This window comes from Mesorhizobium sp. KR1-2 (assembly GCF_040045035.1).
Lineage (GTDB): Bacteria > Pseudomonadota > Alphaproteobacteria > Rhizobiales > Rhizobiaceae > Pseudaminobacter.
On record NZ_JBDZDS010000011.1, the window covers coordinates 52034 to 67897 of the forward strand.

Sequence of the window (15864 nt, forward strand, 5' to 3'; positions counted from 1 at the left end):
CTATTGCCGGTCACCGGCCCTGCGCTGGGACGCCTTTTCAATACTTTGGGTGCTTTTAGATATCGGATAGAATATAGCCATCAATACACCGACAGGTCCAAGTAAAATTCCAACTAAAAACCAAACAAAAGCATTTGATCCCCTGGATGATGAAATAACGATCGTAACACCAGTACAGATAATCCAGAGTGCCAGGAAAAACATCTCACCCTCCCAAGCCCCCTGAACGAGTACCATGGCTCAAAAACTCCAACCAAGCAAGTTTAAGACAAGGAAATCGCGCATATCGTAAATAAGCTCTCGCGCGGACGAGCCGATACCGGAAACGCTACTGGGTGGATTTTGTTCCAAACATTATTGAGTTCATGCTAGTTGCATGAACTCAATCGACAATTCAGAAATGGGAAGGTCTTGCGAAAGCCGACCACCGTCAGCTGTGGGCGAAAATGTCGGTTTCTTCCCATCCCATGAGGTCCAATCTTGCCCGTGCCGGCAAGAAGCGGAAGCAGGCATCGGCAACCGCGCTCCGGTTCTCGCGCGCCAACCTTGCCACCAGAACCTCACGCAGGCGATGCAAGTATAGCACGTCGGAAGCGGCGTATTCGATCTGCTCCGGCGTCAGTGTCTCGGCCGCCCAATCGGACGACTGCTGCACCTTCGAAAGGCTTACGCCAAGCAATTCGGAGCAGATGTCCTTCAAGCCGTGACGGTCGGTGTAGGTGCGCGTCAGCCGCGAGGCGATCTTGGTGCAGAACACCGGCTCCGGCATGACGCCGAAGGCATTGTAGAGCACGGCAAGATCGAAGCGACCATAATGGAACAGCTTGGTGATGTTGCCATCACCAAGCAGCCGCACGAGGTTGGGCGCGCTCTTCTGCCCCTGCGCGATCTGGATGACATCCGCCGTGCCGTCACCCGGCGAGATCTGCACCACGCAAAGACGGTCGCGGTGCGGGTTCAGACCCAGCGTCTCGGTGTCGATGGCGACAGCATCGACATTGTAGTTCGACAGGTCCGGTAGGTCGTTCTTGTGGAAGCGGATGGTCATCTCGGTTCTTTCCAATTTCAGCGGGTCAGCGCATCGAGAATCCGCGCCCAGGAGCGCTGACCCTTATGGAACGACGACAGGTCGTATTTCTCGTTCGGCGAATGGATACGGTCGTCGACCAGCGCAAAGCCCACCAGAAGCGATTCCATGCCAAGGAAGGTCTGGAAGTCGCCGACAATCGGGATCGAACCGCCCATGGCGATCGTCACCGCCGGCTTCTCCCATTCATCCGTCAGCGCATGCTGGGCCTTGATGAGGAACGGCGAGTCGTAAGACAGCTGGATCGCAGGCCCGCTGCCATGCTCATGGAACTCGACCGAGCAGTCGGCCGGGATGCGCGCGCGCACGAAGTCGCGGAAGGCGGCGCGGATCTTGTCCGGGTCCTGCTTGTGCACCAGCCGGCACGACACTTTTGCCGAGGCCTTGGCCGCGATCACCGTCTTAAAGCCCTCGCCCGCATAGCCGCCGGTGATGCCGTTGAACTCGGCGGTCGGCCGCGCCCAGGTCAGCTCGAGGACCGACCGGCCCTTCTCGCCAGAGGGAATGGAAAGGCCGACCTCGCCCAGGAAGCTCTCCGTGGTCTCACCCAGGGCTTCCCAGGACTTCAACACCTGCGAGGGCGTTTCCTCGACGCCGTCGTAGAAGCCCGGAATGGTCACTCGGCCGGTCTCGTCATGCATGTCGGCCAGCACCTTGGCCAGGATACGGATGGGGTTGGCGGCCGCGCCGCCGAACTCGCCCGAATGGAGATCGCGATCGGCCGCATGCACCACGACCTCCTCGCCGACCATGCCGCGGAGGCCCACGCAGATAGCGGGCGTGGTCCGGTCCCACATGCCGGTATCGCAGACCATGGCGAAGTCGGCCTTGAGCTCGGCCGCATTGGCCTCGAGGAACGGCTTCAGCGAAGGCGAACCCGATTCTTCCTCACCTTCGAACAGGATGCTGACCTTGCAGGGCAGCTTGCCGTGCACCTGCTTGTAGGCGCGGCATGCCTCGACGAAGAGCATCAGCTGGCCCTTGTCGTCGGAGGAGCCGCGGCCGGTGATGACCTTGCGGCCCGGGCTGAGCTCCTTTAGCTTAGGATCGAACGGATCGTCTTCCCACAGATTGAGCGGGTCTACCGGCTGCACGTCGTAGTGGCCGTAGAACAGGACATGCGGCGCATCGGGCGACGGGCCATCGTGATGGGCCACCACCATCGGATGGCCGGGAGTGTAGCGAACGCTGGCCTCGAAGCCGATCGACTTCAGGTCCGCCGCCAGCCACTCGGCCGCCTTGCGGCAATCCCCGGCAAAAGCCGGGTCGGTCGAGATCGAGCGGATGCGAAGCAGTTCGTATAGACGCTCCAGGCTCTGGTCGAGGTTGGCGTCGATTTGATCGAGAACGGGTGCGATGGCGAGCATTCTTCATGGCCTTTCGATTCTGCGGGGCCACCCTAGAGCAACGCACCTCCAGATGAAAAGCCCGTTGGCGAGGCACAATCGCCGTGATCGGGGCGCAGCTCCATCCCGGGGCACAAAAAAATGCCGCCGTGGTGGAGGGGAACCACGGCGGCGACTTTTAAAAAGGGTGCGGCAGCCCGGAGAGGGGGGATTAGGCTGCCGCAACGTCCGGTCCAGGCGGGGGACGGGCCTTATCCGGACTCGGCTAAGATTGCCGATGATCGGTATTTGGAGCGAGCAACATGGCAATTCAAGGGCGCCTAGATTACGGTTTTGTAACATAACCGTGATCGCCAAAACTGTCAGCTTTGGCAGGACGCAGACGCCGTTTCCGCGCTTTGCAATGGACAGTTTTCGGCCCGCAAGGTAGGGCTAACTCCATGAAAACAGGCGATCACCTCTTCCTCGTTGACGGCTCCGGCTACATCTTCCGGGCCTATCATGCACTGCCGCCGCTGACGCGCAAATCGGACAGTCTTCCGGTCGGCGCGGTGTCCGGCTTCTGCAACATGCTGTGGAAGCTGATGAAGGACGCGCGCAACACCGATGTCGGTATCGTGCCGACGCATTTTGCAGTGATCTTCGATCATTCTTCGAGAAACTTCCGCCACGATCTCTATGCGGAATACAAGGCCAACCGTTCGGCGCCGCCGGAAGACCTGATCCCGCAATTCGGGCTGATCCGCCAGGCGACCCGCGCCTTCCATGTGCCCTGCATCGAAATTGAAGGGTTCGAGGCCGACGACATCATTGCCACCTATACGCGGATGGCCCGTGAGGCCGGCGGCGACGCGACCATCATCTCGTCCGACAAGGACCTGATGCAGCTCGTCGGGCCGTCGGTTTCCATGTACGACCCGATGAAGGATCGCCAGATCGGCATTCCGGAAGTGGTCGAGAAATGGGGCGTGCCCCCTGAAAAGATGATCGACCTGCAGGCGCTGACGGGCGACTCCGTGGACAACGTGCCCGGCGTGCCCGGCATCGGCCCCAAGACGGCAGCCCAGCTTCTGGAACAGTTCGGCGACCTCGACACGTTGCTCGCACGTGCCGGCGAGATCAAGCAGGACAAGCGCCGGCAGTCGATCATCGACAATGCCGACAAGGCGCGCATCTCGCGCGAGCTGGTGAAGCTCAGGACGGACGTGCCGGTGCTCGAGGCGCTCGACGAACTCGTGCTGCAGCCGCCGAACGGGCCGAAGCTGATCTCCTTCCTCAAGGCGATGGAATTCTCGTCGCTCACCCGCCGCGTGGCGGAAACGACCGGCACGGAAGCGGCGGAGATCGAGCCGGCGACCGTCATCGTCCAGCGGAAAGAGGAGGCCCATGGCCCCGACCTCGATGTTGGCGCCGCTTCCGCCCAGGCGCCTGCGCTGCAAAGCGCTACCGCGGTGGCTGAAAATGCGCCCCCCGCCTCGGAAGCCGTTTCGAGTCGAGGCTCAGACGGGCTCTCCCCGTCCGCGCTCGCCGAGGCGCGGGCGCATGCGGCCGTCGCCGAGAAGATCGACACCGACAAATATATCTGCATCCGCGACTTGCAGACGCTGGCCGACTGGGTGGCCGAAGCCACCGAGGCCGGCGTGGTCGCCTTCGACACCGAGACGACCTCGCTCGACCCGATGCTGGCCGAGCTCTGCGGCTTTTCGATCGCCACGCGGCCCGGCCGCGCTGCCTATGTGCCGCTGAGCCACAAGAACGGCCAGGACGACCTGCTCGGTGGCGGCCTTGTCGAAAATCAGATCGCGATCCGCGACGCGCTGGCGCTCATCAAGCCACTGCTGGAGAATCCTGCCGTCCTCAAGGTCGCGCAGAACATGAAATACGATCTCGTCATCATGAGCAGGCATGGCATCGACGTCGCCCCGTATGATGACACGATGCTGATCTCCTATGTCATCGACGCAGGACTGAACGGCGGCCATGGCATGGACGCGCTGGCCGAGCGCTGGCTCGGCCACAAGACGATTGCCTACAAGGACGTGGCCGGCAACGGCAAGGCGGCGACCACCTTCGATCTGGTCGGCATCGACAAGGCCACGCGCTACGCCGGCGAGGACGCCGACGTCACCTTGCGGCTCTGGCGCGTGCTGAAGCCGAGGCTGGTGGCCAAGGGCCTGGTTTCTGTCTACGAGCGACTGGAACGGCCGCTGATCCCTGTCCTAGCGCAGATGGAGCAGCGCGGCATCTCTGTCGACCGGCAAATCCTGAGCCGCCTTTCGGGCGAGCTCGCGCAGGGCGCAGCCGCGCTCGAGGACGAGATCTACCGGCTCGCCGGAGAGCGATTCACCATCGGCTCGCCCAAGCAGCTCGGCGACATCCTGTTCGGCAGGATGGGCTTGCCCGGCGGCTCCAAGACCAAGTCCGGCCAGTGGTCGACCTCCGCGCAGGTGCTGGAAGACCTGGCGGCGACGGGCCACGAACTTCCGCGCAAGATCGTCGACTGGCGCCAACTCACCAAGCTGAAATCGACCTACACCGACGCCCTGCCCGGCTACATCCACCCCGAGACCAAGCGCGTCCACACCAACTATGCGATGGCCGCCACCTCGACGGGTCGCCTGTCGTCGTCCGAGCCGAACCTGCAGAACATTCCGATCCGCACGACGGAAGGTCGCCGGATTCGCACCGCCTTCATCGCCGACAAGGGCTTCAGGCTGGTGTCGGCCGACTACAGCCAGATCGAGTTGCGCGTGTTGGCGCACGTCGCCGACATTCCGCAGTTGCGGCAAGCTTTCGCCGACGGCATCGACATCCACGCCATGACGGCGTCGGAGATGTTCGGCGTACCGGTCCAGGGCATGCCCTCCGAAGTCCGCCGCCGCGCCAAGGCGATCAATTTCGGCATCATCTACGGCATCTCGGCCTTCGGCCTTGCCAACCAGCTCTCCATTGCCCGCGAAGAAGCCGGCGACTACATCCGGCGCTATTTCGAGCGCTTCCCCGGCATCCGCGACTACATGGACGGCACCAAGGCCTTCGCCCGCGAGAACGGCTATGTCGAGACCATCTTCGGCCGGCGTGCGCACTATCCGGAAATCCGCTCGTCCAACCCGCAGGTGCGTTCCTTCAACGAGCGCGCGGCGATCAACGCGCCGATCCAGGGCTCGGCCGCCGACATCATCCGCCGTGCCATGGTGAGGATGGAAAAGGCGCTGCCGGAAGCCGGCCTCGGCGCTCGCATGCTGCTGCAAGTGCACGACGAACTGATCTTCGAGGTGCCCGACGAAGAGGTCGAGGCGACGCTGCCGGTCGTGCGCTCGGTGATGGAAGGTGCAGCCATGCCGGCCGTGGCGCTGAAGGTGCCGCTGCAGGTCGAAGCCCGCGCCGCCGACAACTGGGACGAGGCGCACTGACACTGACGTAAGGAGCAGGTGAAAATGACGTCGCGCATCGAAACGCCCGCTGTCCTGGTCGACCTCGACCTCGCGCGCCGCAATGTCGAGAAATTCCAGGCCTATGCGGACGGGCATGGCATTCGCGTGCGCCCTCACATCAAGACCCACAAGCTCCCTTATATGGCCGAGATGCAGCTCGATGCCGGCGCGATCGGCATCACCTGCCAGAAAGTCTCCGAAGCTGAGGCGATGATCGCGGCAAGCGAGCGCATCACCGATGTGCTGATCACCTACAACATCATCGGCGAGGCAAAGCTCGCGCGCCTGGCCAAGCTGAACGACAAAGTGAAGCTCAGCGTCGTTGCGGACAATGCCGTCGTTGTCGACGGGCTTTCGGCCCATTTCAGCAAAGTGGGCAAGCCGCTTGCGGTGCTGGTGGAATGCAACACCGGCGCCAATCGCTGCGGCGTCTCCACGCCGGATGAAGCCGTAGAGCTTGCCCGGCGGATCGCGGCGGCACCAGGCCTGGCCTTCGCAGGGCTGATGACCTACCCGCCCGTCAACGGCGCGGCTGCGGTGCAGCAGTTCATGAGCAAAGCGCGCGATCTCATCGAGGCCAAGGGCATTGCCGTTCCCATGATCACCTCGGGTGGTACGCCGAGCATGATGGACGCAGCGGAAGCGCCGATCGTGACCGAATACCGACCGGGCACCTATATCTACAACGACCGCTCGCTGGTGGCGCGCGGCGCCTGCGGCTGGGAGGATTGCGCCCTGACCGTGTTGGCGACCGTGGTTTCGGTTCCGGCGCCCAACCGCGCCATCATCGATGCCGGCAGCAAGACGCTGACCTCCGACCTTTTCGGCCAGACCGGCTACGGCCACGTGCTGGGGCGCCCCGACATTTCCATCGACCAATTGTCGGAGGAGCACGGCCGCCTTGTCTCGCAAGGCGAGATTGGGCTGACCGTGGGGCAACGCATTCGTATCGTGCCGAACCATGCCTGCGTCGTCGTCAACATGGTCGACGAGGTTCAGATCGTGCATGGGGAAGAGTTCGTCGCGGCTTGGCCGGTAGTGGCGCGCGGCCGCATCACCTGAGGCGCCGGCTTACGCCGCCAGCGCCGCGCATTTGGCGCAGGTGCCGCGAAATTCGATCACCGCTCGTTTCGCGGCAAAACCTGTCGAGCCGACCCAGGCGTCGAGCTGCTCGCCGATGACCTCGTCGGAAAACTCCGAAACCTGGCCGCATTTGTCGCAAATGGCGAAGGCGATCATGCGGTGACTGTGGTCGTGCGGCTCTGAACAGGCCACGAAGGCGTTCATGCTCTCCAGCCGGTGGACGAAGCCGGCATTCATCAGCCCGTCGAGCGCGCGATAGACCTGCAGCGGCGCGCGAAAACCCTGATCGCGCAACTGGTCGAGCAGCATGTAGGCGCTGAGCGGCCCGCTCGAAGCCTCAAGCTTCTCGAGCACGCGAAGCTGGTTCTTCGTCAGCCTGTCCCTTGCCGCCATGATGTTGCTCTCGCCCTTCCTTGCCCGCTGCTTCGAAACTTGGCTCGAAACGGCAGGTTTGTCACTCTCTTGAGCTCACATAGCGATTTGATGGGCAATTTGCCACTGCGGGAGGCCGCGCGATGCCGGGCATCGGCGCCATCCGTTGTCCCAGCCGCAGCCGAATCGAGTGCTGCCCTGCCGCCGGCCCCACCTGTTCCGACGGCGCTACAGCTTCGTCCAGGCCGCGTTCTTCTTCGAAGATTTCACGCAGGCTTCCACGAAGGCCACGCCTTCGACGCCGTCATGGACGGTCGGGAAGATCACGTCCTTTGCCGGCTTGCCGTTCTTGCGCCGCGCAGCGCGGATCGCCTTGGCGGCTTCGGCATAAATCGTGGCAAAACCTTCCAGATAGCCCTCGGGATGCCCGGCCGGCACGCGCGTGACGCGGCCCGCCGCAGGCCCGGCGCCAGCGCCCGAGCGCGTGATGAGTTGCCTGGGCTGGCCGAAGGGCGTGTACCAGAGATAGTTCGGGTCGCTCTGCGCCCATTCGATGCCGCCCTTGGTGCCGTAGACACGAAGCTTCAGCGCGTTCTCGTTGCCCGGCGCCACCTGGCTTGCCCACAGCATGCCCTTGGCCCCGCCCTTGAAGCGCAGCATGACATGCGCGTTGTCGTCGAGCTGGCGCCCGGCCACGAAGGCGTCGAGGTCGGCCGAAAGACTGTCGAGTTCCAGCCCGGTGACGAAGCGGGCGAGGTTGTAGGCATGGGTGCCGATGTCGCCGGTCGAACCGCCTGCGCCCGACTGCTTGGGGTCGGTGCGCCACGCCGCCTGCTTGGAGCCCTTGTCCTCGGCCTTCTCGGTCAGCCAGTCCTGCGGATACTCGGCCTGCACCACGCGGATTTCACCGAGCTGGCCCTTCTGCACCATCTCGCGGGCCTGCCGGATCATCGGATAGCCGGTGTAATTGTGGGTGAGGACAAAGACTTTACCGGTCTTTTCCACCAGTGCGGCGAGCTTCCTGGCGTCGGCCAGGTTGGAGGTCAGCGGCTTGTCGGAGATGACGTGGATGCCGGCTTCGAGGAACGCCTTGGCGGCCGGATAATGCATGTGGTTGGGGGTGACGATGGCCACCGCTTCGATGCCGTCCGGGCGCTTCGCCTCGGCCTTGGCCATCTCCTGGAACGAGCCATAGGTGCGCTCCGGATCGAGCCCGAGCTCGGCGCCCGAAGCTTTCGCCCTTTCGGGATCGGACGACAGCGCGCCCGCCACAAGCTCGAACTCGCCGTCGAGGCGAGCGGCAATGCGGTGCACGCCGCCGATGAAAGCCCCCTGCCCGCCGCCCACCATGCCGTAGCGGATCGGGCCTTCCCTGCGCTCGCTGCGTCCCTCTATCGCCATGTCGAAACCTCCCCTCGCGGCTCGTCCGTCTTGAACCATGTCCTATCCGGTGACCGGAACCTCTCCGCGATCGGGCCGCCGGTTCAGATGCTCAGCAAATGCCCATCATCTTGCGCAGCGCGGAGCGGTCCGTCGCGCCGCCGGCAAAATCGTCGAAGGCCTTTTCCGTCACCCGGATGATGTGGCTGTCGATGAAAGGCGCGCCCTCGGCCGCACCGACTTCGGGATGCTTCAGGCAGCATTCCCACTCCAGCACCGCCCAGCTTTCATAGTCATAGGCGGCGAGCTTGGAGAAGATACCCGAGAAATCGACCTGGCCGTCGCCGAGCGAGCGGAAGCGGCCGGCGCGCTGCACCCAGCCCTGATAGCCCGAATAGACACCCTGCCGCCCGTCCGGATTGAACTCAGCATCCTTGACGTGAAACGCCTTGATGCGCTCGTGGTAGATGTCGATGAAGGCCAGGTAGTCGAGCTGCTGAAGCAGGAAATGCGACGGGTCGTAATTGATGTTGCAGCGCTTGTGGCCGCCGACCGCATCGAGGAACATCTCGAAGGTCGCCCCGTCGAACACGTCCTCGCCCGGATGGATCTCGCAGCAGAGGTCGACGCCCGACTCCTCATAGGCGTCGAGGATAGGCTTCCAGCGCCTGCCGAGTTCGCCGAACGCCTCCTCGATCAGCCCCGCCGGCCGCTGCGGCCAGGGGTAAAGGTAAGGGAAGGCGAGCGCTCCGGAGAAGCTGACCGAAGCCTTCAGCCCGAGATGCTCCGAGGCCTTGGCGCCGAACATCATCTGCTCAACCGCCCATTTCTGGCGCGCGATCGGATTGTTGTGGACCTCCGCCGGCGCAAAGGCGTCGAACTGGCTGTCATAGGCGGGATGCACGGCGACGAGTTGGCCCTGCAGATGCGTCGACAGCTCGGTGATCTCCACGCCCGCGTCGGCGCAGATGCCCTTGACCTCGTCGCAATAGGTTTTGGAGGAAGCTGCCTTCCTGAGATCGAACAGTCGCCCGTCCCAGGTCGGGATCTGCACGCCCTTGTAACCGAGGTCGGCCGCCCATTCCGCAATGCTTTTCAATGAATTGAAGGGCGCGGCGTCACCAGCGAACTGCGCCAGAAATATTGCCCGGCCCCTTCAGCGTCTTTGCCATGCTTCTGCTCCCCTCCTCAAGCGCGTCACCGTAACCGGAATCGCAGGTTACATCAAACCGCCGGCCGGTTCGCGCAGATGTGTTCACCCTTCAACAATCTCTGGGCGGGGCTTCTGCGCCGGGCTTCATGTCTGCGCCGCGAATCCGATGATCCATAAACCGATCGAGGAGACTGTGACGGTGGAGGGGGGTATGATTGCAATCCCGGACCTCCCTCCGAACGCCCCCGGAGGCCCACAAGCAGAGCGCCTGACGATGAAAGACAACAACCTGCTCGCCAAACTTGCCGCCCACCTGTTTTCCTGCTCCGCCGCAGAGACCGGTCGCACTCCCTCCGAACGCGAGCTGGCCGAGCATTTTTCCGTGAGCCGCGGCCAGATCCGCGAGGCGCTGGCGATCCTCGAGGCGATGCGCATCGTGGAACGGCGCGCCAAATCCGGCATCTACCTCACTACCCGCCAGGCGAGCGTGGAGGCCATGGCGCTGTTCGCCAAGGCGGGCGTGCCGCTCGACCCGATCCAGATCTACGAGACGGTGGAACTGCGCAAGATCCACGAGATCAAGGCCGCCGAGCTTGCCTGCTCCCGCGCCACCGAGGAGAACTACGAGCGGCTGCGCGAGATCCTGAAGGAATCCGAGGAACGGCTCGCTGCCGGCCTGGACCTTGCCAAGCAGGACCGAGACTTCCATCTCGAGATCGTGCGGGCGACCAAGAACAGCGTCTTCCATCGGGTCTGCAGCGTCTACTACATCATGGGCGAGCAGCGCCTGCCGATCTATTTCAGCGACCCCGAGCGCGGCCGCAAATCGCATGCCGAGCACATCCGGATCTACGAGGCGCTGCTGCGCCGCGACGGCAACCTCGCCCAGGCGCTGATGAGCGCGCATCTGCAAGGTGCGGAGAGCTACTGGAAGGGGCTGATCGCCGGCACCGAACCCGGCACGGCGCCCAACCAGCCCAAGAGCGCGGCACGGCAGCCCGGATGACGGCTGGGATGGATGCCTGAACTCGCCGGCGTTGAGGGCTTGCGGAAAAACACCCTCCCGCCCCGAGCGGAAGCGATGGCAAAGCGAGGGACGTCCGTGATCGGCTGCCTGCGTGGCCCTACCTCCCGTCGTCCTCGGGCCGGAGCACGAGCGCAGCGAAGTGCGGAGGTTCCGGGGACCCAGGCCGCGGACTCGCAACCGGCAGTCCGAGGCAGGTTTCGCGTCAGAAAACTATCCGGGGAAGTCGGCCCGGCTCTGATCCGCGGCTTTTCCAAGCGTTATCCCGGAGGGGGCGCAGTGATTTGCGCGGATCGGCCTGCACCGCTGCGGCAGCTTTGGCCGACCGGCATGGGTCCCCGGAACCTCCGCACGTCGCTTCGCTCGTGCTCCGGCCCGAGGATGACGGCGGCCGGCGCTATCCACGCTTAGCCGCTCCCCTACCCGGCCCTGCCCAGCGCGGCCTCAACCGCAGTCGCGATGGCGAGCAGGCGGTGGTCGTGGCCGTGGCGGGCAAACAGCATCAGCCCGGCGGGAAGCGCCATGTCGGGCATGGGCAGCGATATCGCGGTGAGATCGAACTGGTTGGCGACCTGCGGATTGCGCAACACGAGATCGTCCGTTCGGTTCTGGGCGGCGATGTCGTTTTCCACCGAGGCGATCAGCGGCGCGACGATGGGCGTGGTAGGCAGGGCGAGGACGTCGACCTCGGCCAGGCGCGCGTCCATGGCGCGGGCTAGCGCCGTGCGCCGCTCGATGAGCTTTATGTAGGCGCCGGCCGAAACCGTGGCGCGGCGCGCCAGCGGCCCGGCGACGCGCGGATCGACCCGCGCCGCGAGAGCCGGATCGGCCAGCCATTCGGCATGCACGGCCGCCGCCTCGATGCCGGCGATGGAGCCGCCGCGGGTGGCGCCGATCATGGCGTCGACGATGTCGTCGATGCCGTGGTCGGCAACGCGGGCGCCGGCCGCTTCCAGCAGGCCGAGACTGTGCCGGAAGCCGGCCTCGACCGCCGGCTCCATGCCCTCCAGCAGGCGGCCGCGCGGCAGGCCGATGCGCAGGCCCGCGAGCGGCACGGCGCGCGGGGCGCAAAACTCCTCGCCGGCCATGATCGCGTCGGCCCGGGCGCAGTCGGCCACGTTCCTGGCCAGCGGCCCAAGCGAATCCAGGGTGGAGGACAGCGGAAACGCCCCCTCGAGCGGCACGCGCCGGGCGGTTGGCTTGAAGCCGACCACGCCGTTGAGCGCGGCCGGGATGCGGATGGAGCCGCCGGTGTCCGAGCCTATGGCAATCTCGCTGGTGCCCTCGCCCGCGGAAACGCCGGCGCCCGAGGACGAGCCGCCGGGAATACGGGCGGGATCGGCCGCGTTGCCCGGCGTGCCGAAATGCGGGTTGGTGCCAACCGCAGTGAAGGCGAACTCGGTCATCGCCGTCTTGCCGACGATGACCGCCCCGGCGCGGCGCAGGCGCTGGACGACGAGCGCGTCGCGCACGGCAGGCGCCGCCTCGCGGCGGATTGCGGAACCGGCCAAGGTGGGCTCGCCGGCGACGTCCAGCAGGTCCTTGATGGAGACGAGCCGGCCGTCCAGGGCGCCGAGCGACACGCCCGCCTTGCGGCGGGCATCGGCGGCGTCGGCCGCGGCGCGGGCGGCTTCGGCATAGACGCGGGTGAAGACGCGCTCCTCGCCCGAGCGGGCCGAGAGGCGCGCGAGGACGGCTTCGAGACGGTCGCGGCTAGACTGCATGGCTCCCCCTGCTTGCCTCGGTCCGGCGCGGTTGACTAAAAGAGATTTCGGGCACCCCGTTCGAGGGCGCTATCCATCTATTCGACCACGGCAATTTCGGGAAACCGGTTCCCATTTTTCGGGCATCCGGTCAAGGCAAACGCAGGACCAAGGAAAAGCACGATGCAGAAGACGATCGAGACGATCAGGGGCAATGGCGACGGGGTGGCTTACGAATTTCCCGTCTTCCGCATCGCGGGTTCGGCAGCCGACGCGCCGAGCGCCTATATCCAGGCCGCACTCCACAGCGACGAGCTGCCCGGCGTGGTGGCGATCGACGCGCTGATGCCGAAGCTGCGCAAGGCCGAGGCCGAGGGCCGCGTGCGCGGCAACCTGACCATCGTGCCGCGCGCCAACCCGGTGGGCCGGGCGCAGCAGTTCTTCGGCGCGACGCAGGGCCGGTTCCATCTCGGCACGCGCACCAACTTCAACCGCGATTTCCCGCTGATCGACCGGCCGGACGCCAGCCTGCTGCCGGGCGACGACGCGCCGCTGAACGCCGACGAGCAGCTTAAGGCACGGCTGTTGAAGCTTTCGCTCGGGCACGAGATCGTGCTGGACCTGCACTGCGACGACGAGGGCCTGCCCTATCTCTACATCCAGAGCGACCTCTGGCCGGCCATGGCCGATTGTGCCGCCTCGATGGGCGTGGACGCGGTGGTGCTGTGGAGCGACGCCTCCGGCGCCTCCTTCGACGAGGCGGCTCTGTGCCCCTATCTGAAGCTGCCGGCCGCGGAGGCGAAGCTGGAGCGCCGCGTGGTGACCACGGTGGAATATCGCGGCATTTTGGACGTTGAGGCCGGCCATGCCGAGGCTGACGCCGAAGGGCTCTACCGGCTGCTGGTGGCGCGCGGCGTGATCGAGGACAAGTCGGTGGAGACGCCGAAGGAATTCAAGGGCGAGGTGGCACCCATCGACCATATCGAGATGATGCCCGCGCCGGCTGCCGGCGCGATCCTCTACGACGTGAAGCCCGGCGACCGGGTGAAGGCCGGCCAGCGGCTGGCAACGATCGTGGCTGCCCCGGGCGAGCAAGGCGGCCGCGTGGAGGTGCTGGCGCCGCAGGACGGCTTTATCCTGACCCGCCGCGCCACCCGCTCGATCCGGGCCGGCGACGATCTGGTGAAGCTGGTGGGCGTGGCGCGCAGCGCCGATGCACGCTCGGGCGCGCTGGAACAGTAGTTCCGAAGGCCGATTTGGGCCCGTCTCGCGTCGCGAGCGGGCCTCAGGGCTGTGCAGCGTAACAAAACTGACATGCAACCGACATGGCGGTTTCATGTTGGTCCGTTAGCGGAGTCTTCCCAAGAGGCTGATACAGCCAAACAGGGAAGCCGCCATGCTCGAAATCCGCAATGTCTCGCGCCGCTTTGGCAAGAAGACCGCCGTCGACAGCGTCGCGCTCGAAATCCAACAGGGTCAGATGGTCGGTATCATCGGTCGCTCCGGCGCCGGCAAGTCGACCCTTCTGCGCATGATCAATCGCCTCATCGATCCTACCGATGGGGCGATTTTTTTTGACGGCAAGGAAGTGTCGGCCCATCGCGGCGGCACGCTGCGCCGCTGGCAGCGCGACTGCGCCATGGTGTTCCAGCAGTTCAACCTGGTGCCACGCCTCGACGTGCTGACCAACGTCCTGCTCGGCCGCCTGAACCATCGCTCCACCGCGCTCAACCTGATGGGCATCTTCTCCCGCGAGGAGCGCGCGATGGCCCTTGGAGCCCTTGAGCGACTGGACATCGCCCAGACCGCGCTGCAGCGCGCCGGCACTCTCTCCGGCGGCCAGCAGCAGCGCGTGGCGATAGCCCGCGCTCTGATGCAGCAGCCCAGGCTGATCCTCGCCGACGAGCCTATCGCCTCGCTCGACCCGATGAACGCCAAGGTGGTGATGGACTCGCTGCGCGACATCAACCTGCGCGAAGGCATCACCGTCATCACCAACCTGCATACGCTCGACACCGCGCGCGCCTATTGCAACCGCATCATCGGCATGGCCGGCGGCAAGGTGGTGTTCGACGGCGCGCCGGAGGAGCTGACGCGCGAGGCCGTGCGCCTGGTCTACGGCGCCGACGCCAATGGCGAGGAAATCTCGGAAGCCATCACCTCCACCAGCATCCGCCCCGAGCGGCTGCGCAGAATAGAATCCGCCGGAAGCCTCGTGCCCGCCTTTGCCGGGCACTGAACGACCGTGATCGTCTCGCCCGCGTGAAGGGCTCAGTGCTGCCAAACCGCAACGACACTTCGACCCAACAGGAGTACACCATGTCGCTCAAGAAAGCCCTTCTGGGCGCGCTTGCCCTCGCCCTCTCGTGCGGCACTGCCGCCCGCGCCGAATCCCTGGAAACCTTCCGCGTCGGCATCCTCGGCGGCGAGAACGAGGCCGACAGCCTGCGCAACTACCAGTGCCTCGCCGACAAACTGCCCGCCGCGATCGGCGTCAAGGAAGTGAAGCTGTTCCCGGCCACCGACTATGACGGCGTCATCCAGGGCCTGCTGGGCGGCACGCTCGACTACGCCGAGCTCGGCGCCTCGGGTTATGCCAAGATCTATCTTGCCAACGCCGATGCGGTCGAGCCGATCCTGACCACGGTGCAGACCGACGGCTCCAAGGGCTATTACTCGATCATGGTCGCCCGCAAGGACTCGGGCATCAAGACGCTCGCCGACATGAAGGGCAAGAAGCTCGGCTTCGCCGATCCGGACTCGACCTCGGGCTACCTGATCCCCGTCACCTCGTTGCCGAAGGACCTCAACAACGTCGCCGTGAAGGACTTCTTCGGCGAAACCGGCTTCGGCGGCGGCCATGAGAACCTCGTTCTCGCGGTCAAGGACGGCAAGCTCGACGCCGGCACCACCTTCGGCTCGGGCGTCGGCAACTTCGACGAGGGCTACACCTCCGGCAACCTGCACAAGATGGTGTCCAAGGGCATGATCGACATGAAGGACTTCGTCGAGCTCTGGAAGTCGCCGCTGATCCCGAACGGCCCGATCGTCGTGCGCACCGCGCTGGACGCCGACCTCAAGGCCAAGTTCAAGCAGTTCATGGTCGACCTGCCGAAGACCGATCCGGCCTGCTTCTCGGCCATCCAGGGCGGCGACTTCACCAGCTACACCGAAGTGACGCCGGCCTTCTACCAGCCGATCATCGACGCCCGTAAGGCGCAGATCGGCGGCTAAGAGCCCTCGCATGACGATGGCCGGGTGCGAAAAGCGCCCGGCCATTTC

Annotated in this window: 12 protein-coding genes and 1 pseudogene; 6 read left to right on the forward strand and 7 right to left on the reverse strand. The window is 65.0% G+C overall.

Annotation, left to right across the window (positions count from 1 at the left end):
* The 3 genes from ABLE85_RS19980 to ABLE85_RS19990 form a co-directional block, all read right to left on the reverse strand.
* Positions 1–237, reverse strand: coding sequence for a hypothetical protein (locus ABLE85_RS19980; protein ID WP_348794467.1), 237 nt, complete (start codon positions 235–237; stop codon positions 1–3).
* Between the two features lie 193 nt (positions 238–430).
* Positions 431–1048, reverse strand: coding sequence for a ribonuclease D (locus ABLE85_RS19985; protein WP_348794468.1), 618 nt, complete (start codon positions 1046–1048; stop codon positions 431–433).
* 17 nt (positions 1049–1065) lie between these two features.
* Positions 1066–2454, reverse strand: a complete 1389-nt coding sequence (locus ABLE85_RS19990) for a M20/M25/M40 family metallo-hydrolase (RefSeq protein WP_348794469.1) — start codon at positions 2452–2454, stop codon at positions 1066–1068.
* A gap of 419 nt (positions 2455–2873) precedes the next feature.
* Here ABLE85_RS19990 and polA point away from each other — a divergent pair, with 419 nt between their 5' ends.
* A complete protein-coding gene (polA, locus tag ABLE85_RS19995; RefSeq protein ID WP_348794470.1) occupies positions 2874–5846 on the forward strand; it encodes a DNA polymerase I in 2973 nt (990 codons plus the stop codon).
* Between the two features lie 24 nt (positions 5847–5870).
* Complete coding sequence (locus tag ABLE85_RS20000) at positions 5871–6929, forward strand: D-TA family PLP-dependent enzyme (RefSeq protein ID WP_348794471.1); 1059 nt, start codon at positions 5871–5873, stop codon at positions 6927–6929.
* A gap of 9 nt (positions 6930–6938) precedes the next feature.
* Here the strand turns inward: ABLE85_RS20000 and ABLE85_RS20005 are convergent, their stop codons facing one another.
* The 3 genes and pseudogenes from ABLE85_RS20005 to ABLE85_RS20015 all read right to left on the reverse strand — a co-directional run bounded on the left by ABLE85_RS20005 (position 6939) and on the right by ABLE85_RS20015 (position 9874).
* Positions 6939–7343: a Fur family transcriptional regulator gene (locus ABLE85_RS20005; RefSeq protein ID WP_348794472.1), complete on the reverse strand. Its 405-nt coding sequence runs from the start codon at positions 7341–7343 to the stop codon at positions 6939–6941.
* A 207-nt stretch (positions 7344–7550) separates the two neighbouring features.
* On the reverse strand, positions 7551–8723 hold the full coding sequence (locus ABLE85_RS20010) for a Gfo/Idh/MocA family oxidoreductase (RefSeq protein WP_348794473.1): 1173 nt from the start codon (positions 8721–8723) through the stop codon (positions 7551–7553).
* A 91-nt stretch (positions 8724–8814) separates the two neighbouring features.
* Positions 8815–9874 (reverse strand): annotated as a pseudogene (locus tag ABLE85_RS20015) (sugar phosphate isomerase/epimerase).
* 255 nt (positions 9875–10129) lie between these two features.
* Between ABLE85_RS20015 and ABLE85_RS20020 the strand changes: the two are divergent.
* Positions 10130–10861 carry a FadR/GntR family transcriptional regulator gene (locus ABLE85_RS20020; RefSeq protein WP_348794474.1) on the forward strand — a complete coding sequence of 244 codons (732 nt, stop codon included), beginning with the start codon at positions 10130–10132 and terminating at the stop codon, positions 10859–10861.
* A 437-nt stretch (positions 10862–11298) separates the two neighbouring features.
* Here the strand turns inward: ABLE85_RS20020 and ABLE85_RS20025 are convergent, their stop codons facing one another.
* Entirely contained in the window at positions 11299–12603 is a 1305-nt protein-coding gene (locus ABLE85_RS20025) for an amidase (RefSeq protein ID WP_348794475.1), read from the reverse strand.
* Positions 12604–12765: 162 nt separating this feature from the next.
* Between ABLE85_RS20025 and ABLE85_RS20030 the strand changes: the two genes are divergently transcribed.
* The 3 genes from ABLE85_RS20030 (at position 12766) to phnD (ending at position 15816) form a co-directional block, all read left to right on the forward strand.
* A complete protein-coding gene (locus tag ABLE85_RS20030; RefSeq protein WP_348794476.1) occupies positions 12766–13824 on the forward strand; it encodes a succinylglutamate desuccinylase/aspartoacylase family protein in 1059 nt (352 codons plus the stop codon).
* A 154-nt stretch (positions 13825–13978) separates the two neighbouring features.
* Positions 13979–14821, forward strand: a complete 843-nt coding sequence (phnC, locus tag ABLE85_RS20035; RefSeq protein WP_348794477.1) for a phosphonate ABC transporter ATP-binding protein — start codon at positions 13979–13981, stop codon at positions 14819–14821.
* Positions 14822–14901: 80 nt separating this feature from the next.
* On the forward strand, positions 14902–15816 hold the full coding sequence (gene phnD / locus ABLE85_RS20040) for a phosphonate ABC transporter substrate-binding protein (RefSeq protein WP_348794478.1): 915 nt from the start codon (positions 14902–14904) through the stop codon (positions 15814–15816).
* Positions 15817–15864: the final 48 nt, after the last annotated feature.